This window comes from Streptomyces sp. NPDC046931, assembly GCF_040644655.1.
Classification (GTDB): Bacteria; Actinomycetota; Actinomycetes; order Streptomycetales; family Streptomycetaceae; genus Streptomyces.
In genome coordinates, this window is the sequence record NZ_JBEYWX010000026.1 from 61,558 (window position 1) to 79,196 (window position 17,639).

The 17,639-nt window shown below is 69.4% G+C and carries 18 protein-coding genes; 10 read left to right on the forward strand and 8 right to left on the reverse strand.

The features are described 5' to 3' along the window. Positions 1-146: 146 nt before the first annotated feature. Positions 147-365, forward strand: coding sequence for a hypothetical protein (locus tag ABZ876_RS32165; RefSeq protein WP_361788584.1), 219 nt, complete (start codon positions 147-149; stop codon positions 363-365). A gap of 37 nt (positions 366-402) precedes the next feature. Here ABZ876_RS32165 and ABZ876_RS32170 read toward each other — a convergent pair whose 3' ends face one another. Further along, a complete protein-coding gene (locus tag ABZ876_RS32170; RefSeq protein WP_361788586.1) occupies positions 403-1,161 on the reverse strand; it encodes a zf-HC2 domain-containing protein in 759 nt (252 codons plus the stop codon). Continuing rightward, on the reverse strand, positions 1,151-1,738 hold the full coding sequence (locus ABZ876_RS32175; protein ID WP_361788588.1) for a sigma-70 family RNA polymerase sigma factor: 588 nt from the start codon (positions 1,736-1,738) through the stop codon (positions 1,151-1,153). The genes ABZ876_RS32170 and ABZ876_RS32175 overlap by 11 nt, the downstream gene beginning before the upstream one ends. 330 nt (positions 1,739-2,068) lie before the next feature. Here ABZ876_RS32175 and ABZ876_RS32180 point away from each other — a divergent pair, with 330 nt between their 5' ends. From ABZ876_RS32180 to ABZ876_RS32200, 5 genes are all read left to right on the forward strand, one after another. Beyond that, complete coding sequence (locus tag ABZ876_RS32180) at positions 2,069-4,513, forward strand: Pls/PosA family non-ribosomal peptide synthetase (protein ID WP_361788590.1); 2,445 nt, start codon at positions 2,069-2,071, stop codon at positions 4,511-4,513. Next, positions 4,510-5,976: a phosphopantetheine-binding protein gene (locus ABZ876_RS32185; protein WP_361788592.1), complete on the forward strand. Its 1,467-nt coding sequence runs from the start codon at positions 4,510-4,512 to the stop codon at positions 5,974-5,976. Before ABZ876_RS32180 ends, ABZ876_RS32185 begins: the two co-directional genes overlap by 4 nt. Beyond that, positions 5,973-7,043: a 2,3-diaminopropionate biosynthesis protein SbnB gene (sbnB, locus tag ABZ876_RS32190; protein ID WP_361788594.1), complete on the forward strand. Its 1,071-nt coding sequence runs from the start codon at positions 5,973-5,975 to the stop codon at positions 7,041-7,043. The genes ABZ876_RS32185 and sbnB overlap by 4 nt, the downstream gene beginning before the upstream one ends. A 53-nt stretch (positions 7,044-7,096) precedes the next feature. Further along, the gene (sbnA, locus tag ABZ876_RS32195) at positions 7,097-8,125 is read left to right on the forward strand and encodes a 2,3-diaminopropionate biosynthesis protein SbnA (RefSeq protein ID WP_361788596.1); all 1,029 of its coding nucleotides are present in this window, start codon (positions 7,097-7,099) and stop codon (positions 8,123-8,125) included. Between the two features lie 121 nt (positions 8,126-8,246). Continuing rightward, on the forward strand, positions 8,247-8,429 hold the full coding sequence (locus ABZ876_RS32200; RefSeq protein ID WP_361788597.1) for a hypothetical protein: 183 nt from the start codon (positions 8,247-8,249) through the stop codon (positions 8,427-8,429). Between the two features lie 21 nt (positions 8,430-8,450). On the opposite strand, the gene ABZ876_RS32205 is transcribed toward ABZ876_RS32200, so the two are convergent. Continuing rightward, positions 8,451-9,710 carry a DUF418 domain-containing protein gene (locus ABZ876_RS32205; protein ID WP_361788599.1) on the reverse strand — a complete coding sequence of 420 codons (1,260 nt, stop codon included), beginning with the start codon at positions 9,708-9,710 and terminating at the stop codon, positions 8,451-8,453. A 286-nt stretch (positions 9,711-9,996) separates the two neighbouring features. Here ABZ876_RS32205 and ABZ876_RS32210 point away from each other — a divergent pair, with 286 nt between their 5' ends. Further along, positions 9,997-11,085 (forward strand): glutamate--cysteine ligase, encoded by a 1,089-nt coding sequence (locus tag ABZ876_RS32210; protein WP_361788601.1) that lies wholly within the window; start codon positions 9,997-9,999, stop codon positions 11,083-11,085. Positions 11,086-11,128: 43 nt separating this feature from the next. Here the strand turns inward: ABZ876_RS32210 and ABZ876_RS32215 are convergent, their stop codons facing one another. The 3 genes from ABZ876_RS32215 to ABZ876_RS32225 form a co-directional block, all read right to left on the reverse strand. After that, on the reverse strand, positions 11,129-11,593 hold the full coding sequence (locus tag ABZ876_RS32215) for a hypothetical protein (protein WP_361788603.1): 465 nt from the start codon (positions 11,591-11,593) through the stop codon (positions 11,129-11,131). A gap of 117 nt (positions 11,594-11,710) precedes the next feature. Then, a complete protein-coding gene (locus ABZ876_RS32220) occupies positions 11,711-12,514 on the reverse strand; it encodes an NAD(P)-dependent oxidoreductase (protein ID WP_361788605.1) in 804 nt (267 codons plus the stop codon). A 169-nt stretch (positions 12,515-12,683) separates the two neighbouring features. Continuing rightward, positions 12,684-13,571, reverse strand: a complete 888-nt coding sequence (locus tag ABZ876_RS32225) for an SDR family NAD(P)-dependent oxidoreductase (protein ID WP_361788607.1) — start codon at positions 13,569-13,571, stop codon at positions 12,684-12,686. A 71-nt stretch (positions 13,572-13,642) separates the two neighbouring features. Here ABZ876_RS32225 and ABZ876_RS32230 point away from each other — a divergent pair, with 71 nt between their 5' ends. Further along, positions 13,643-14,584, forward strand: a complete 942-nt coding sequence (locus tag ABZ876_RS32230; protein ID WP_361788609.1) for a LysR family transcriptional regulator — start codon at positions 13,643-13,645, stop codon at positions 14,582-14,584. Between the two features lie 55 nt (positions 14,585-14,639). Here the strand turns inward: ABZ876_RS32230 and ABZ876_RS32235 are convergent, their stop codons facing one another. Next, positions 14,640-15,077 carry a thioesterase family protein gene (locus tag ABZ876_RS32235; RefSeq protein ID WP_361788611.1) on the reverse strand — a complete coding sequence of 146 codons (438 nt, stop codon included), beginning with the start codon at positions 15,075-15,077 and terminating at the stop codon, positions 14,640-14,642. 128 nt (positions 15,078-15,205) lie between these two features. On the opposite strand from ABZ876_RS32235, the gene ABZ876_RS32240 reads away from it, so the two are divergent. Continuing rightward, a complete protein-coding gene (locus ABZ876_RS32240) occupies positions 15,206-16,012 on the forward strand; it encodes a thioesterase family protein (RefSeq protein ID WP_361788613.1) in 807 nt (268 codons plus the stop codon). A gap of 101 nt (positions 16,013-16,113) precedes the next feature. Here the strand turns inward: ABZ876_RS32240 and ABZ876_RS32245 are convergent, their stop codons facing one another. After that, positions 16,114-16,953, reverse strand: coding sequence for an SDR family oxidoreductase (locus ABZ876_RS32245; protein ID WP_361788615.1), 840 nt, complete (start codon positions 16,951-16,953; stop codon positions 16,114-16,116). A gap of 171 nt (positions 16,954-17,124) precedes the next feature. On the opposite strand from ABZ876_RS32245, the gene ABZ876_RS32250 reads away from it, so the two are divergent. Then, positions 17,125-17,556, forward strand: a complete 432-nt coding sequence (locus ABZ876_RS32250; protein WP_361788617.1) for a MarR family transcriptional regulator — start codon at positions 17,125-17,127, stop codon at positions 17,554-17,556. Positions 17,557-17,639 lie beyond the last annotated feature (83 nt).

A 17,639-nucleotide genomic window follows, 5' to 3' on the forward strand; every position in this document is an offset into this window, starting at 1 on the left:
GCTTCACGACCTTGTCGGCGAACGTGGCCGGCCGGTCAGAGATCGAGGACGACCTCGGTGGCCGGTTCGCTGCAGCAGACGCGCGCCGACGTCGACGAGACCCGGCTGCGCCCCGTCGAAGGCCAGAGTTCTGCCCCTACAGGGGTTTGTGCGACTACCACGACATCGGCGACGCGCGTCGCGCGGCCTGGTCCTACCGCAACGCCTACCGGGAGGTCGACAGGGTCGGCGACCTGGTGTCGTTCGAGCCGGACAAGGTCGAGGTCCGTCTCGACGGCACACGCCTGCACCTGGAGCCCGGGCAGAACGTCATTGCCCATGGCGTCGACCGCGGCCCGGACGCCGACGAGGGCAAGGCCCACTGACCCCGACGGGCAAGCCGGCAGCCGGAACCCCGCCCGGCTACACCCGTCCGGCCCCTTTCAAGTGTGCCTTTGCGAGCACGGTGCCGTCCGGCGACGTCAGCCGGATGCCTGAGACCGACGAGGAGTCGACGGGAGCGGGGCCGCCCCAGTAGCCGTAGCCGCCGCGCAAGGTGAAGCTGCCGATGCGCACCGTGCTGCCGTCACTGCGCTCGAGCAGACAGGAGACCTCGCCGTTGTACGGATTACCGGCGTCGGCGAGGTCGACGGTCATGTACACCCAGCCCGGGGACCCGGAATGGGCGAAGATCTCACCACCCGGCTTCCCAGGCGTACCGGCCGAGGTCAGCGCTCCCCAGAGCATGCCCTTCCCGACCTCGGACGCGATGGGCGGCGCGGCGGTCATGTCCTGGAGCGCCGTGCCGACGGCCCAGCCACCGAACCCGACGGCGAGTACGAGCGCGGTCACCGCGCCGGCGGCCCGCAACCGTACGCGGCCGCCGAATGTCGTGCGCGGGATACCGGATCCGCGGATGTACGAGTGCAGCCCCTTGCGTGCCGATGTCTCCTGCATCAGCGACCGCGCCACCCTTGTCTCGAACCCGAACGTCGGCTCACGGCCCGGCAGCAGTCCGATCAGCCGGTCGCCCACGAGGGTCAATTGCTCGATGTACTCCCGGCAGCCCGCGCACCGATCCAGATGGGCGACCGCCTCGGCCCGCTCGCGGGCCGGCAGCACGCCGAGAGCCAGCTCGGCGCCGATCTCCCGCATTTCTTCACAGGTCACGTCATTCGACATGGTCGCCTCGCTTCGGAGATGCGAGGGTGTTGCGCAGCTTCCCCATAGCGGTCCTGATGCGCGTCTTGGCGGTGCCCAGCGGGATCTGCTCCCAATCCGCGATCTGCTGGGCCGTCATTCCGTAGATCCCTGCCATCACCAGCGCACGGCCTTGTTCGCGCGGAAGTTCCGCCACGGCGGCCCGCAGCCTGGACGACGCCTCGTCGGCCAGGGCCTGCTGTTCGGGCGTCTCGCTGACGACGCCCAGGATCGCGTCGAGGTCTTCCGGCGCCACGGGTTCCGGCCGCCGAGAGCGGACGGCGTCTATGGCCAGGTTGTGTGCGATGGTCGTCAGCCAGGTCGTCACCGAACCACGGCGGGAGTCGTAGATCTGCGCGTGACGCCACGCACGCTCGAACGTCTGCTGGGCGATGTCCTCGGCGAGCTGCGGATCCCCGGTGACGGCGACGGCGACACCGAAGACCGTGTGCTGGAACCTCCGTACGAAGGTGACGGCAAGCTCCGGGTCCCCGGTGGCCAGACCGGACAGCAGGGCCTCGTCCGGAACACGACCGACGGGGAACCGGTACCTCTGCATATCCCTATATACGGTCCGCCCTGGCCAGGGGATTGCACGGCCATCTCGGAAGATCACATTCCGATTCTCTCTCGATACGGCCCAAGGCTCCATCGGATGACCGGCGGCCTGCGCCGCAACCGGAGCCGGGCTTACTACGCGAGACAAATGTCCGCGATATGAAAAATATTCCAATTGCCCAATACATTCATCTGCGGACTCCGTATACATGTCGTGACGTGTGAATCGAAGCCCGCATGCGGCGCAGCGGGAAACGCTGCCTGCAACGGCCGGCCAGGGGATCCACCCGGCGGCGAGCCGGGGGAACCTCTGGAGCACGCACTCGCGGAGGTGCTGGCGGACGTCGCACGCGTCGACCAGGTACCGGTCGACAGCCACTTCTTCGACGATCTGGGTGCCGACTCCCTCGTGATGGCGCATTTCTGCGCGCGGCTTCGCAAGCGGGCGGATCTGCCCTCGGTGTCGATGAAGGAGGTCTATCTCCACCCCACGATCAAGGATCTCGCGGCGGCGGTCGGTGCCGCACCCATGCGCGTCGTGCTGCCGCAGACGCCGGCGGCCCGGGAGCCGCCGGCTCCCGAGCGCCCCACCGATGCCATGGCAGGCACGACGGAGTACGTGCTGTGCGGATTCCTTCAGGTCCTCGCCTTCCTCGGCTACACCTATCTCCTCGCGATGGCCACCGCCTGGGGGTACGACTGGATTTCCGCCCGGTCGGGCGTACTCGACGTGTATGTCAGGTCGCTGGTGTTCGGCGCCGCCGGCTTCGTGGGACTGTGCAGCCTTCCGATCCTGGTGAAGTGGACGCTCATCGGCCGGTGGAAGCCGGAGGAGATCCGCATATGGTCCCTGCGGTACGTCCGCTTCTGGATCGTCAAAGCCCTGATCTCCTCGGATCCGCTGGTGTTGTTCGTCGGCTCGCCGTTGTACGTGCTCTATCTACGGGCACTGGGCGCCCGCATCGGGCGAGGTGCCGTCATCCTCTCCCGCCATGTACCTGTCTGTACCGACCTGTTCACCATGGGTGAGCGCGCCGTCATCCGGAAGGACTCCTTCTTCCCCTGCTATCGCGGCCACGCCGGCGTGATCCAGACGGGTCCGGTCAGCCTCGGGAGATCGGTGCTCATCAGCGAAGCCACGGTGATCGACATCGGGACAGCGCTGGGCGACGGGGCCCAGTTGGGCCATGCCTCCTCGCTGCACAGCGGGCAGGTCGTGCCCGACGGCGAGCACTGGGGCGGATCCCCGGCACAGCGGACCGCGACGGATTTCCAGGTCGTCGGCGAGATGCCCCACGCCATGCTGCGCAGAGTCCTGCACAGTCTCCTGCAACTGGTGGCCGCCGTGTTCGTGTACGTGCCCGTCGCGGTCGGCGGCGTCGTCATGCTGCTGGTCACGGTCCCCCAGCTCAGAACGGTCGTCGAGCCGGGGCCCGCCGTCCTGGTCCGCGGCGCGTTCTATCGCGACGCGGCGATGGCTGCCGCGCTGCTGGTCTTCGGCGGGGTGCTCCTCGGTCTGCTGCTCGTCACCGTTCTGCCCCGTGCGCTGCGTCATGCGCTGGCACCGGACCGCGACTACCCCTTGTACGGATGGCGCCATGCGTTGCACCGGGCTGTCGGGCGGCTCACCAACAGAAGGCTCCTCACCCGCCTGTTCGGTGACAGTTCCTGCATCGTCCACTATCTGCGCGGTATCGGCTACGGCTTCCCGCACATCGAGCAGACGGGGGCGAATTTCGGCACGCTCGTGAAGCAGGACACTCCCTACCTGTCTTCCGTCGGCGGCGGAACCATGGTGGCCGACGGGCTGTCGATCGTGAACGCCGACTACTCCAGTACCGCGTTCCGGGTCTCCCGGACATCGATCGGGGCGCACAGCTTCCTGGGGAACTGGATCTCCTATCCGGCACGGGCCCGCACAGGCGACAACTGCCTTCTGGCGACGAAGGTCATGATCCCGGTCGACGGCGAGATCCGGGAAGACGTGGGGCTGCTGGGTTCACCCAGCTTCCCCATCCCGCGAACGGTCCTGCGCGACCACCGGTTCGACCGGCTGAGGAGCGGTGAGGCGTTTCGCCGTGGCCTCGCGGCGAAGAACAGGCACAACGCCGCCACCATGGGCTGGTACCTGCTGGTGCGGTGGATCTACGTTCTGGGTGCCCTCCTGCTCACCGCCGGGGCGGCCGATACCTACCCGCTGCTGGGCGCGCCTTCCATTGCGCTGGCCGATGCTCTCTTTCTGCTGTTCACCGTGGTGTTCTACGTCCTGGTCGAGCGTGTCCTCATCGCGGTGCACCCTCCCTCTCCCCTGTACTGCTCGATCTACGATTCCCGTTTCTGGTGGCGCGAGCGCTACTGGAAAGTGCCGTCGGAGACGTACTTCCGCATCTTCAACGGCACGCCGTTCAAGAGCGTGATCTGGCGGCTGCTGGGGGTCCGGATCGGGCACCGGGTGTTCGACGACGGCTGCTACCTGTCCGAGCGGAGGATGGTGGCCATCGGAGACGCGTGCACGCTGAACGCGGGAAGCACCATCCAGTGCCACTCACAGGAGGACGGCACGTTCAAGTCCGAGACCACCACGGTCGGCCGCGGGTGCACGGTCGGGGTCGGCGCCCTCATCCACTACGGCGTGACAGTGGGCGACGGTGTGGTGCTCGCCCCTGACTCGTTCCTCATGAAGGGGGAGACGGCCCCGCAGCACTCCCGGTGGGCCGGGAATCCGGCCCGGGAGCTGGATCGGGACCGCGGCGACGCAGGAAGGTGCAGCCGATGACCGCCGCATCCGACGTCCGGGCGTCCCGGCTCGGCGACGAGGACTTCGGGCGGCCCGTTCCCCCCAGGGGCGGGATCACCACGATTCCCCACTGGACCCTCACACCGGTGTCCGGCGTTGCGGAGCATGCGGTGACGGTCCCGGGAGACCTCATGACGTCGGTGCACCGGCTGGCCGAGGACATGGCCGTGCCGACCCGCTCGGTCCTGCTGGCGGCCCACGCCAAAGTGCTGGCCGCGTTGTCGGGCGAGCAACAGGTCACGACCGGCTACCTGGCAGAACCGGGTGCCCGGCCGCTGCCGTGCAGGCTGACGACCGATCCCGCGACGTGGAAGGCCCTGATACGGGAAGCGAGGCGGGGTGAATCGGAGCTGCCGGCACACCGGTGCGCCCGGGGCGGGGACGGTCCCTGCGATCCAGGCCTGTCGGAACGGCTGACCGAGGCCTCGTTCGTCCCGTTCCCCGCCGGTCGCCGGTCCGGTACCGGCGAAGGGGGCGGTGAACTCCCCGCCGGCACCGTGGTGCAGGTGGTGGCGCCCGGGAGTGACAGCGGCCCCGTACTGCGCCTGAGGTACCGCCGCGATGCCCTGGACGCCCGGTCCGCCGCACGGATCGCCGGCTACCACCGCCCGGTGAACAACGTGGACGTGCGCGTCGTCGACGAGAACCTGTCGCTGGTACCGCTCGGCGCCCCCGGCGAGATCGTCTTCGCCGGAGTCTGCGTCGGCCGCGGGTATGTCAACGATCCCGATCGCACGCGCCGGTCGTTCACCACCGATCCGTACCGCACCGGCGAACGGCTCCACCGAAGCGGTGACTACGGCCGCTGGCTGCCCGGCGGCGAACTGGAGTTCCTCGGCCGCCGGGACAGCCAGGTCAAGATCCGCGGCTTCCGCGTCGAGATCGAGGAAGTCGAGAACGCCCTGCTGAACGTGCCCGGCGTGCACACCGCCGCGGTCACGGTCGCCCAGGGCGATCGGGGCCCGCGCCTGGTGGCCTGCTGCTGCGGTGAACACCCGCTGCCGGACAGCGTCCTGCGGGACCACCTGGGCAAGCGGCTGCCCGCCTACATGATTCCCTCGGCCTTCCACTGGCGCGATGGCCTCCCGCTGACCGCGAACGGAAAGGTCGATCGCAAGGCCCTGGCGTCGCTCGCCAGGGGACTCGACACCACCTGGCCCCTCGTCACCTCCGACGCGGCGGCCTCACCCGCCGGCGAACCACCGCGCACACCGACCGAGGAGCGCCTGGCCGCCGCCTGGGCCACCGTGCTCGGCATCCCTCAGCACCGGATCGGTCGGCGGGACCACTTCTTCGACGACGCCGGCTGTACCTCACTCACAGCGCTCCAACTCGCCATCCGGCTCGACCGCACGGTGTCCCTGAAGGACCTGACTCATCATCCGGTCCTCGCCGACCTGGCCCGTCTGCTCGACGCCCGCCCGGAGGTGATCACCTCATGACCACCACCTACTCCCCCGCCACCCGGCTCACACCGTCCGGGACGCAGCGAGTGCCTCCCTTCGCCGTCATCTCCGGCGCACAGGTGCAGCGTGCGCTGAAGGGGCGGGAACGGCACATCGTGGAGCTGGTCGAAACCGCCTATCGGCTGCACGCCGCGGGGCGCTCGGTGAACCCGGCCTCCTGTTTCCTGCGTTTCGACGATCGTCCGTCCTCCCGGATCATCGCGCTGCCCGCGTCGCTCGGCGGCGAGACACGGGTGGACGGCCTCAAGTGGATCTCCAGCTTCCCGCAGAACGTGACGTTCGGCATCCCTCGGGCATCGGCGGTGCTCATCCTCAACGACCATGACACCGGCTATCCGTTCGCATGCCTGGAAAGTTCGATCATCAGCGCTTCCCGGACCGCCGCGTCGGCCGCGCTGGCCGCCGACTGGCTCAGCCGGCACCGGCCGCGCCCGATGCACCTCGGATTCGTGGGGACGGGACTGATCGCCCGTTACATCCATACATTCCTTGCCGGAACCGGCTGGTCGTTCGAGAACATCGGGGTGTTCGACCTGTCACCCGACAACGCGGCAGCCTTCCGCTGCTGCCTGGAGCAGTCCGGGGCCGCGGAACCCGTCACCGTGCACGACAGCGCCGAGCAGGTGATCCGCCTGAGCGATCTGGTGGTCTTCGCCACTGTCGCGGCCCGTCCGCACGTCCACGACCCGGAATGGTTCGCGCACAGCCCACTTGTGCTCCACATATCGCTGCGCGACCTGGCACCCGCGGTGCTGCTCGCGTCGGCCAACATCGTCGACGACATAGAGCATTGCCTGCGAGCCGACACATCACCGCACCTGACCGAACAGCTCACCGGCGACCGGCGGTTCCTCGACGGCACGCTGGAAGACGTCATGGCCGGACGGGTCACACCGCCACCGGACCGTCCCGTGGTCTTCTCGCCCTTCGGTCTGGGCGTACTCGATCTGGCCGTCGGCAAGTACGTCTACGACCAGGTCGCCGAGTCCGGAGAACTGTATGTGGTCGACGACTTCTTCCATCAGCTGAACCGCTACGGATGAGCGGCCGGCGGCGCTGCCGGGCGCCGAGCCGCTCTCGACCCACGGAGGCCATCGTGCCAGTCATATCCGATCCCTACAGCTTCAACGAGGAGGACCTCTACGTAGACCTGCTGTCGGTCTTCGGGCAGCCGCTGTTCCTGAAATGCGAGGGCTTCAACTTCGCCGGCTCGATCAAACTGAAGCCGGCCAGGGAGATGGTCGAGGCCGCGGAACGGGCAGGGGTCATGACGCCCGAGTCGGTCCTGGTGGAGTCCTCGTCGGGCAACATGGGCGTGGCCCTGAGCGTGATAGCGGCCAGCAAGGGCTACCGCTTCCTGTGTGTCACGGACTCGCGCTGCAATCTGTCGACCCGCTTGCTGATGGAGGCGCTCGGCGCCCAGGTCCACGTCGTCACCGAGGCCAGCGCGCACGGTGGGTTCCTCGGCGCGCGCCTCGACTACGTCCGTTGGCAATGCGCCCGGGACGAGCGGTATGTGTGGCTGAGCCAGTACACCAACGCCAACAACTGGAGGGCTCACTACCGCAGCACGGCGCCGGCGATCGCGCGCCGGTTCCCGCACCTTGACGTCCTGTTCGTCGGAACGGGTACAGCCGGAACGCTCATGGGATGCGCCCGCTGGTTCAGGCACTGGCACCGCCCCGTACGGATCGTCGCCGTCGACACGGTCGGCTCGGTGACCTTCGGCGGAGCACCTGGACGACGGATGCTGCCCGGCCTCGGCATGAGCATACGACCGCCGCTGCTCGACACGTCGTACGTGGACGAGGCGATAGAAGTCGAAGAGGCCGACACCATCCGGGTCTGCCACCGCCTGGCCAGGCACGGTTTCCTGTTCGGCGGTTCCACGGGCACCGTGGTCAGCGGGGCGATCGACTGGCTGACCCGGTGTGACACACCGTCCCTCACCGCCGTGGCCATCGCTCCGGACCTCGGTGAGCGCTATCTCGACACCGTCTACCAGACCAACTGGATCCGGGATCTCTACGGCGACGATGTCCTGCCGGACGACACGCCGTCCCAGGCCGATCCCCGGGAGATCCGCCCGGCGACCTCGGCGCAGTGGCCGGGCAGACGGCCGTAGGGCCCCACGTACCGTTGCCGCACGACGACGATGAGTAGGCCGGCAAGCCCGTCGACCCCGGGCCGCCTGGATCGACGCCGGCCGAGTGGTGGACATGCCGGTCTGGGCTTATACGTCGGACATGAGCAACGACAAGGTGTACCTCCCTGGCGAGGCAGTGCCGGAATCCGGCCTGTACGAATGCGAAACGGCCTGTGGCCACAGCTGGTCCACCGATGTGCAGGGGCAGCGGTTCCCGGCGACGCCCGCGGACTGCTCCGGCAGCGGCTGGAAACTGGCCACGAAGACTCCCGTGGGCCAGTAACCCCTCTTCACGGCCGCCGTCTCACCTGATGTGCCGGGCGGGCCGGGTGGCGATGTGGAGCAGGTACTCCAGGGGGCCACGGCGGAACAGACGGGTCCAGACGGTCGCCAGGAGTGTGGCGCCCGCTATGAAGCCGAGCAGCACGGGCAACGCGGCCATGCTCCCGTCTTCGACCAGGGCCAGGTGCCAGACGTGGGTGAGGAACCAGAGGGCGACGATGTGCCCGACGTAGACGGTCAGCGCTGTCATGCCGACCGCTGCCATGGGGGTGGCCAGACGTGTGAGGCGCGGCATCAGGGCGGCTACGCTCAGACACCCGGCGATCACCAGGAGTGCGACGCCCGTGTTGCCGACTATGGAGAAGGTCGTCTGGCTGTGCGGCGCGGCCACCAGCAGCCAGGAGAGCGGGGTGCCGTTCTCGGGTTCACCGACGGTGTCGGACCACCACGCGGATGATGCCGAATCGCCCGTGGCCGCCGCGACCGCGGAGAGGGCGTGGGGCACCAGGCGCATGGCCAGCCAGGAGCCCCCGTAGCCGAGGAGGGCCAGTGCCCCGCCGGTGGCGGCCAGCCGGGATCGGATGCCGGAGCGAGTGAGGTCGAGTCGGGCCACCGCCATACCGGCGAGCAGGAACGGAAGCCAGGTGAGCACCGGGTACTCCCCGGTGAACAGCAGCTCGACGATGCCGTCCGTGCCGGTGATACGGGCCAGCGGGTCCCGGGCGGCGATGGCGTCGGCCCAGTTCCCTCCCTCGATCGACTTCCGTATGACGTAGAGGACTTGGGGCAGGATCAGCGCACCGGCGGCGGCCAGAAGCGCGAGCGTCCTCCCCCGCAACCGGTACAGCGGGAGTGCGGTCAGGAAGAGCAGCCCGTAGAAGCTGAGGATCACGTCGACCTGGGTGTCCAGGGCGGTGAGGGCATAGCCGAGGGCTGCCAGGAGGACTGCGCGGATCATGATCCTGACCACTGCCTGACGGCCGGCGCGGCCCGTCCGTGGCTGCGGGCGGCCTGTGATGATGATCAGCGAGAAGCCCGCGAGCACGGCGAAGAGGGCGGAGGAGCGGCCACGTGCCATCTCCAGCAGGAACCCTGTCGGCCCGCCCACCGTCACGTCGGGGCCGACGTGAGCCGAGTACATGCCGAAGACCGCGAGTCCGCGTGCAAGATCGATCCCGATCAGCCGGCCCGTGGCCGGGGTGCCGGCCGGGGCGCCCGAGCGATCCGTCTTCGGCTCACGTGACACCTGTGCCGGCACAGCCAGCGTTGCGTTCAACGTCATGCATACAGGCTTCAGGGACCTGCCGTCCAAGCCATCCCGGCGGCTGGCCCAAGACACCCCGTCCACCGGCCGACGCCACCCGGCCGACCGGCTGAAACCGCACGGCCGACCGGCGGGAAAGTGATATGCAGCACACAATGGCCTGGTCGGATCCGCCCCCGGCGAACGGATCCCGAGGCGCGACCGGGCCGGTTTTCCCGAATGCGGGGTAGTCGGGCTCCTACGACCCGGCCATCGCCCGGTGTCGCAGCTAAGTCGCAGCGGACGAGCAGAAAGGCGGCATGACGTGCGGACCGTCGGAGTGGAGGAGGAGCTCCTCCTGGTCGACCCGGAGACCGGTGAGCCGAAGGCGTTGTCCGCCGCGGTTCTTGCGCGCGCCGCGCAGGACGAGGCGGCGGGGGATGTCTTCGAGAAGGAGCTGTACGGGCAGATGCTGGAGTTCGCCACGCATCCGCAATCGGATATGGCGAAACTCGGCGGTGAACTCGTCCGCTGCCGCAAGGAGGCGGGCCGGCATGCGGAGGAGATCGGCTGCGCGGTGGCCGCACTCGCCACGTCACCGCTGCCCGTCAGCCCCTCCATCAGCATGAACAGCCGCTATCAGTGGATGGCCGAGCAGTACGGCATCGCCACCCGGGAGCAGCTCGTCTGCGGCTGCCATGTGCATGTGTCCGTCGAGTCGGACGAGGAGGCCGTGGCGGTCGTGGACCGGATCCGCCCCTGGCTGCCCGTTCTCGCGGCGATCAGCGCCAACTCGCCGTTCTGGCAAGGCCAGGACTCCTGCTATGCCAGCTACCGGAGCCGGGTATGGGGGCGCTGGCCATCGGCCGGTCCCACAGAGTTGTTCGGGTCCCCGGAGCGGTACCACCGGCGGGTGGCCGACATGGTCGCCACCGGCGTCATCCTCGACGAGGGGATGGTCTACTTCGACGCGCGCCTGTCCGCGCGATACCCGACGGTGGAGATCCGGGTTTCCGACGTCTGCCTGCACGCAGAGAACGCCCAGCTGATCGCCGCCCTCGCCCGCGGCCTGGTGGAGACGGCGGCACGCGCATGGCGGGCCGGCCGGGAGCCGGCCGACCACAGTGTGAGCCTTCTGCGACTGGCCGCCTGGCAGGCCGCCCGGACCGGACTGGCAGGGGAACTGCTCCACCCGGTGACCATGCGGCAAACGCCTGCCGAGGGGGTGGTGCAAGCCCTGCTCGATCACGTCGGCGACGCGCTCGCCGACACGGGTGACCTCGACTGGGCGCGCGAGGCCGTGCGCCACCTGCTGCGGCACGGCAACGGCGCCCGCGTTCAGCGGGACTTGATGGAGCGGACCGGGAGCCTGCGGGACGTCGTCGCGGAGTGCGTACGCCTCACGCAGCGGTGAGCGCCGCCAGGCACCCGGCAGCCCCCGTTCCCGGCTTTCGCTCTCATCCGGAACTCGCTCCGTGTACATCGTGCACCGGCCGTCCGATGAGGACCTGGATGTCGCGGAGGGCTTCACGGTAACCCTCACCGAAGTCGGTCTGCGCGGTGACGGGTTCGCTGGCGATCCAGGCGCGAATCCTGTCGACGGCCTGCGCGCTCTTCTGGCGTTCTCCGGGGCTGAGGGTGTTGAGGGTGGCCTCCGGGTCCTCGCTCGTTCCGGGCTCCCGTGTCGGGTACACGCCGCGGAATGCGGGGAGGCGTTCGTCGAACGCGGCGTGCACGACGCCCTCGCGGGTGAGAAGCTCACGCCGTATGTAGGCGGCTATCCGCCTCCACTGCTCGCGGTCCTCGGCGCTGAGGGTGTCGCCGGCGGCGGCGCGTTCCGCCCGGTCGACGGTCTTCCGCACCTTGGCGCGGGCCCAGGCGATCGCATCGGGGTCGTAGTCGTAGCGGTCGAGGCTCGTCATGCGGACTCCTGCGGGTGGTCGATGAGTTCTGCTGTGCCCGCGATGCTCCCGCCCCTAACGCCGCGACGGCCCTCGACGCTTGATTGCCGGTCCCCGGCCGTTCGGCGGGCGTGCGCGTCAGGGCCTCAGGTGTCTGAGGGTGAACTCGGGCAGCGCGTAGGGGCCCGCCTGGGGTGCCGTCGGGTCGGCCGGGAGGCCGGCTCCGGCGATGTCCCTGGCGTGGCTCTCGGCGTCGTCGACGGGGGTGTAGCCCAGTACGGCCGGGTCTGGGAGCTCCCAGAAGCGGCGGGTGTTGGCCGAAACGGCGTACGCCGTGGCGAAGCGGACGGACGGCGGAGCGGTGAGCGCGGCCCGGATGTACCCGACGGCGTCGCGCGGGCTGAGCCACGTCGCCAGGTGCCGGGGTTCGGTGGGCGTGGGTTCGAAGCTGCCGATGCGCAGACAGACGACCGACAGGCCGAACTTGTCGGCGTACAGCTGCCCGAGCGCCTCGATGGCTGCCTTGCTCACCGCGTACAGGCCGTCGGGGCGTACCGGGTGCTGCGGAGCGGTGCGATGGCTGACGGGATAGAAACCCGTCACTCGGTTGCTGCTCGCGAGTACCACTCGCTCGATGCCCCCGCGTCGTGCCGCTTCCAGGACGTGGTGGGTACCGAGCACATTGGCTTCGAGGAGGTCCGCAAGGGGCGCTTCGTCCGGCACGCCGCCCAGATGGATCACCTGACCGGCTCCCGCGAGAGCCGAGTCCACGGCGGCGGCGTCGCGCAGGTCGATGGTGTGCACGTCCTCGTTGTCGGTCTCCGGACGGAGCGGCACCCGATCGAGCAGGATCAAGCGCTCCGCTTCGGGTCGAAGCGCCGTTCGCACCACGGACCCGATGTTCCCCGCCGCGCCGGTCAGCGCCACCGTCCCCAGCCCCACTGCGCCTCCCCCCAGTCGATGACACTCTCGTATCCTCGCGGTTCAAGATCCGCCGAGCAAGCAGTGGGGAGACCCGACGCCTCCGCCGTCGGGTCCGCGGGCGCCGCGTGTTCTCCGGGTCGGTGCAGTCGCACCGGCGGGAGCTGAAGGGTGCACGGTGCTTCCGTGGTCAGGGTGTGAGCATCCGGTCCTGCTCGGTCGGCGGGGTGCCTGCGTGCCAGGGCAGGGCCTTGCCGAAGCGGACCAACTCGCCGTGGAACGCGGGCTCGATGTGCTCGGCGAACACCAGGCCGAGCACGGCGCGGGCGGCCTGGGCAGGCGACTGAGCCTGGCTGTAGTCGCTGAACCAGGGACGGGATGTGGGGGTGTCGACCATGCCGGGGCACACGGCGGCGATCAGGGTGCCGGCGGCGACGTCGTCGTCGCGGCGTTCGGCCGCGATCGCACGGACGGCGGCGACCTGGGCCACCTTCGACGGAACGTTCAGCCAGCGCGGCCAGCCCGCCTCTTCCGCGGTCCCGGCGTGGAGGGCGGTACGCCAGGACTCCACGGCGTACTCGACCTGGTCAAGGCTCACTCCGTCGAACAGATGGTGCAGCCGGGGGTCGAGGTGTCCGAGGGTGCCCAGGCTGCTGGCCACGACCAGCAGGCGGCCGCGCGGGCGCAGTACGGGGCCGAAGGCGCGCAGGATCGTGTGGGTGGCGGTGTTGGAGACGTCGATGAACTCGTCGGCCCGAGCGGCCTGTGACTCTCCGGGCAGCACACGGGCGACGGCGTTGGAGATCACGACGTCGACCCCGCCGTATCGCTGATGGAGTTCGTCGGCGAGGTGGGCGATGGCGCCTGTGTCGGTGACATCCAGTACCTGGCCCTGCACATGACTGCGGGTACCGGGCAGGTGCGCCACCTGGCGGGTGGCATCGTCGACGCGCTGCCGGCTGCGGCCGGTGAGCAGTACCAGGTCGTCAGGGCCCATGCGGGCCGCGAGCCCTTCCACGAGCGCTCGGCCGAGGCCCTGGTTGGCGCCCGTGACGAGCGCGATGCGCGAAGCGTTCATGCAGGCCACGCTAAGAACGTCTATGCAATGCGTCCAACGAAAGTTACGCACGGCTAACATGCGACATCGTCATGGACTTCACCGATGTGTCGCTGACCGCTCTGCGCGTCTTCCGTGCGGTGGTCGAACAGGGAACCTTCACCGCCGCTGCGGCATCGCTCGGCTACACCCAGTCCGCGGTGTCCCGGCAGATCGCCACGATCGAACGGGTCGCGGGCTCGGAGCTGCTGGAGCGGCGGCGCGACGGTGTGAGGCTGACCGCAGCCGGCCGCGTCGTCATGCGCCGGGCGACCATCGTGCTCGACGAGATCGACGCGACCGCGCGCGAGCTGTCCGGCCTCCCCGGACAGGCCGGGACCGTCCGCCTCGGCTGGTTCCCCAGCGCAGGAGCCGTCCTGTTGCCGGGCGCCCTGGCCGCCCTGCGCCGCAGCGACCCTGGCATTCACGTCGTCAGCCGGGAGGGCGGCACCCCGGCGCTGGTGCGCGGCCTGCGCGCCGGCAGCCTCGATCTGGCGCTGCTGGCGTCGGCGCCGCCGTTCCGTCCACCGGATGCCGAGTCGCCTCCCCTGCTGCTGGAGACGCTCACCGAACGCGCGCTGTGCCTCGCGGTGCCCGACACGCACCCCCTCGCCCGCGCCGACTTCGTGGAGGTGACCGACCTGCGCGGGCAGCGCTGGATCGCCGGCTCCTCCTCCGGAGAGGACCGGCTCATGGGTGTGTGGCCGGGCCTGGACGAGCGGCCCGAGATCGTCCATACCGCCCGCGACTGGCTGGCCAAGCTCCAACTCGTCGCCGCCGGCTGCGGGCTGACCACCGTGTCCGCCTCACTCGCCGCCGCCGCGCCGCCGGGGGTGCGCATCCTGCCCGTACGCGGTGGGCCCCAGGAACAGCGGCGCCTGCTCCTGGCCCGTCTCGCCCACTCACCCGGCCAACCGGTCACCCGCGTGGCGGCCGCCCTCCGCGCGGCAGCCCTCGACGCCGACACACCGGGCCGGCCCTCGCCGTCCCAGTGAGCCCGGTGGCCTTCGAGCCGCGGGTCTTAGCCTGACCTTGATACCGCGTCAGGGATCAGAGGCCGGGGTCGAGGTCCGTAACCCTGGCCTTGGCGCGGGCGAGTTGTTCCTCGGGCAGAGGGCACGAACGCCGGGTCGTGGTGTCGAGGTGGACGCCGGTCAGTACGGTGATGGCGGCCACCTCTCCCGTTGCCGCGTTCTCCATCCGATGGCAGAAACGGATCACCTTGCTCCGTACCTCGAGGAGTGCGGACCGGATCATCAGTACGTCCCCAGCCAGAACCTCGCGGCGGTACGAGATCCGCTGGTCGACGGCGACCATGCCGTGCCCTGTGTCGCGCAGGTAGTCGGGCGTGATGCCGATGCCGGAGAAGAGATGCCAGGTCGCCTCGTCGAACTTGCCGACGTACCACATCACGTTCATGTGCCCCATGTGGTCGCAGTGCCATGGGTAGACGGTGCCGCGGTACGTCACTTCCATCCGGGTCTCCACCGCTTCCCTCCTCTCGCTCCGTTTCCGGCGTTACGTTAATCATCGTTAACTGTCTTGGCTATGTGACCTAGGACTCGTGAACCAGCGAGTAACATGTCGGCCCTACCAGCCGGAAGGAGCGGAGAACGGTGGCCGTGCCAGTCAGTGATGCCGAGGCGTTCTTCCGACAGGTGGAGGACCGGCGTTTCGCGCCCACCGCCTACACCCGCGGTCCCTGGGACGAGCACAGCCAGCACGCCGGGCCGCCGGCGGCGCTGCTCGGCCGGGCCGTCCAGCTTCGTCCGGGTGCCCGAGAGGACATGCGCCTGGCCCGCATCACCTTCGAGATCCTGCGCCCGGTGCCGCTGCGCCCGCTTGCGGTGACCACCCGCCTCCTGAGAGAAGGACGCAGTGTGGAGCTGGTCGAAGCGTCACTGACTCCTGACGGAGGGGAGGAGGTGATGCGGGCGACGGCACTTCGTATCCGGACCGCACCCGGTGCGGTGTCGCCGACGAGTGAATCTCTCACCGTCCCGGCCCCGGAGCGGTCCCGCTCCGAGCCGTTCTTCCCGGTGCCGTGGGAGGTGGGCTACCACACGGCCATGGACACCCGCTTCGCGGCGGGCTCCTTCCTCGGCAAAGGGCCGGCGACCTGCTGGATGCGGATGCGCGTGCCCTTGGTGGAAGGTGAGAAGATCATGCCGCTGGACCGGGTCCTGGTGGCAGCCGACTCCGGCAATGGGCTGAGCAATGTGCTCGACTTCGCCTCACATGTGTTCATCAACCCCGACCTGACAGTGCACCTGCACCGGCACCCGCTGGGTGAGTGGGTCTGCCTGGACGCCAGGACCAGCATCGACGCCGACGGGATGGGGATGGCCGAAGCGGCCCTTCACGACGAGCGAGGCTCGATCGGTCGTAGCGTGCAAAGTCTGTTCGTCAGTGCCCGGGGCTGACGACCGGACTCGGAGCTTCGAGGGGACCGCTTCCGCAAGGCTTCGCGACAGGCACGGCGGCCTGGTCGGCCCCGACCCGGGCGCCCCGGCACGGGCCTCGGTCAGCCCAGGTACGCGCTGGTGATCGCGAGGACAGCAGAGCCGTCGTTGTCGGCGAGCTTCGTGCCGGTGAACGTGCGCGCCCAGTCGGAGGTCTGGAGCCGGAACGGGGGCCGCTCTGCGGTGAGCGCCTCCATGACGGTGCCCGCCACCTGCTCGGGCGTCTGCGCGGAATGAGCGAACTGGCGCTGCGTACGGGTCACATACCCCCGCAGCGGCTCCGCGTAGTCACCCGCGGCGGCGATCACCTGCGACGGATCGAGGTCGATGTTGTTGACGAACTCGGTGGCCACGGCACCGGGTTCGACGACGGAGACGGCCACTCCGAGCCTGCCGACCACCGGGGCGAGGCTCTCCATGAAGCCTTCGACCGCGAACTTGGCCGCACAGTAGGCCTCGTTGAAGGGCTGGCCGATGACTCCACCGACCGAGCTGACGGTGATCAGCCGGCCGCCCGAGGCGCGCAGGTGCGGAAGCGCGGCCTTGGTGGTCTGCACGACGCCGAAGAAGTTCACCTCCATCACACGGCGCACCTCCTCCACCGACTCGTTCTCGATGGTGCCGACGTGGCCCGCGCCGGCGTTGTTGATCAGTGCGTCGAGCCGGCCGTAGTCGGCGGTGACGCCGTCGAGCGCGGCGGTCACCGAGTCCGCGTCGGTGACGTCGAGCTGCCGGACATCGATGGGTACCCCCGCTCGGTCGGCGGCTTCGCGTAGAGCTCCGGCCCGCTCCGGGTCGCGGAGGGTGGCGACGGTGGTCCACCCTGCGCGGGCGGCGGCGACGGCCGATGCGAGACCGATGCCGGAGGAGGTGCCGGTGACGAGAACGACTTTGGAGGACATGACGGCCTTTCGTGGGTGTACGGGGTTCTGCTCCCGGCGGTTGGGCCCGGGGCGGCGATGCCGGGCGTCCGGACGTCCTTGATAGTTACCCGGACGCCCCTAATAGTTATGGAGTACCACCATCATTGTCAACCATGGTGGTGCCTCTGTTGCTCGGTCTAGACTGCGTCCATGAACGCTCGGGACCAGCTCACCGCCGACGTGGTCGCCCTCTTCGCCAAGATCACCGACCTCTACAGCCGCGAGTACGAGACCGCTTCGGCGCACCACGGCCTCACGCCGCAGCAGGTCAAGGTGCTGCTCACGCTGGACGAAGCGCTGCCCATGCGACGGATCGCCGAGCGCCTGGGCACCGACCCCTCCAACCTCACCGCACTGGTGGACCGGCTCCAGAGCCGGGGCCTGGTCGAACGCGTCCCGGACCCCACCGACCGACGGATCAAGCGCATCGCCGCCACGGAGACCGGCCGAGCGGCCGTCCAGGACCTGCGTGAACGCCTCCACTTCGCGACCGATCCACTGGCCGCCCTCGACCAGGCCCAGCGACGGGACCTCCGGGACCTTCTCCAGCTGATGGTCGACTCCCAACGGCCTCTCGGCTGACCGGCACCGGAGGAATGGTGTCCGCGAGCAGGTAGCGGGGCGGCAGACCACGGCCCCTTCCCGCGGGCACTTAGGCCGTGCCC

What these genes read in the sequence shown, in the direction of transcription:
- ABZ876_RS32225 (WP_361788607.1), bottom strand. Translation starts at nt 13,571, where the DNA reads ATGAACGCTTCGCGCATCGCGCTCGTCACGGGCGCCAACCAGGGCCTC.
- ABZ876_RS32230 (WP_361788609.1), top strand. Translation starts at nt 13,643, where the DNA reads ATGGACTTCACCGATGTGTCGCTGACCGCTCTGCGCGTCTTCCGTGCG.
- ABZ876_RS32215 (WP_361788603.1), bottom strand. Translation starts at nt 11,593, where the DNA reads ATGACGAGCCTCGACCGCTACGACTACGACCCCGATGCGATCGCCTGG.
- sbnB (WP_361788594.1), top strand. Translation starts at nt 5,973, where the DNA reads ATGACCACCACCTACTCCCCCGCCACCCGGCTCACACCGTCCGGGACG.
- ABZ876_RS32250 (WP_361788617.1), top strand. Translation starts at nt 17,125, where the DNA reads ATGAACGCTCGGGACCAGCTCACCGCCGACGTGGTCGCCCTCTTCGCC.
- ABZ876_RS32170 (WP_361788586.1), bottom strand. Translation starts at nt 1,161, where the DNA reads ATGTCGAATGACGTGACCTGTGAAGAAATGCGGGAGATCGGCGCCGAG.
- ABZ876_RS32245 (WP_361788615.1), bottom strand. Translation starts at nt 16,953, where the DNA reads ATGTCCTCCAAAGTCGTTCTCGTCACCGGCACCTCCTCCGGCATCGGT.
- ABZ876_RS32205 (WP_361788599.1), bottom strand. Translation starts at nt 9,710, where the DNA reads ATGACGTTGAACGCAACGCTGGCTGTGCCGGCACAGGTGTCACGTGAG.
- ABZ876_RS32200 (WP_361788597.1), top strand. Translation starts at nt 8,247, where the DNA reads ATGAGCAACGACAAGGTGTACCTCCCTGGCGAGGCAGTGCCGGAATCC.
- ABZ876_RS32175 (WP_361788588.1), bottom strand. Translation starts at nt 1,738, where the DNA reads ATGCAGAGGTACCGGTTCCCCGTCGGTCGTGTTCCGGACGAGGCCCTG.
- ABZ876_RS32185 (WP_361788592.1), top strand. Translation starts at nt 4,510, where the DNA reads ATGACCGCCGCATCCGACGTCCGGGCGTCCCGGCTCGGCGACGAGGAC.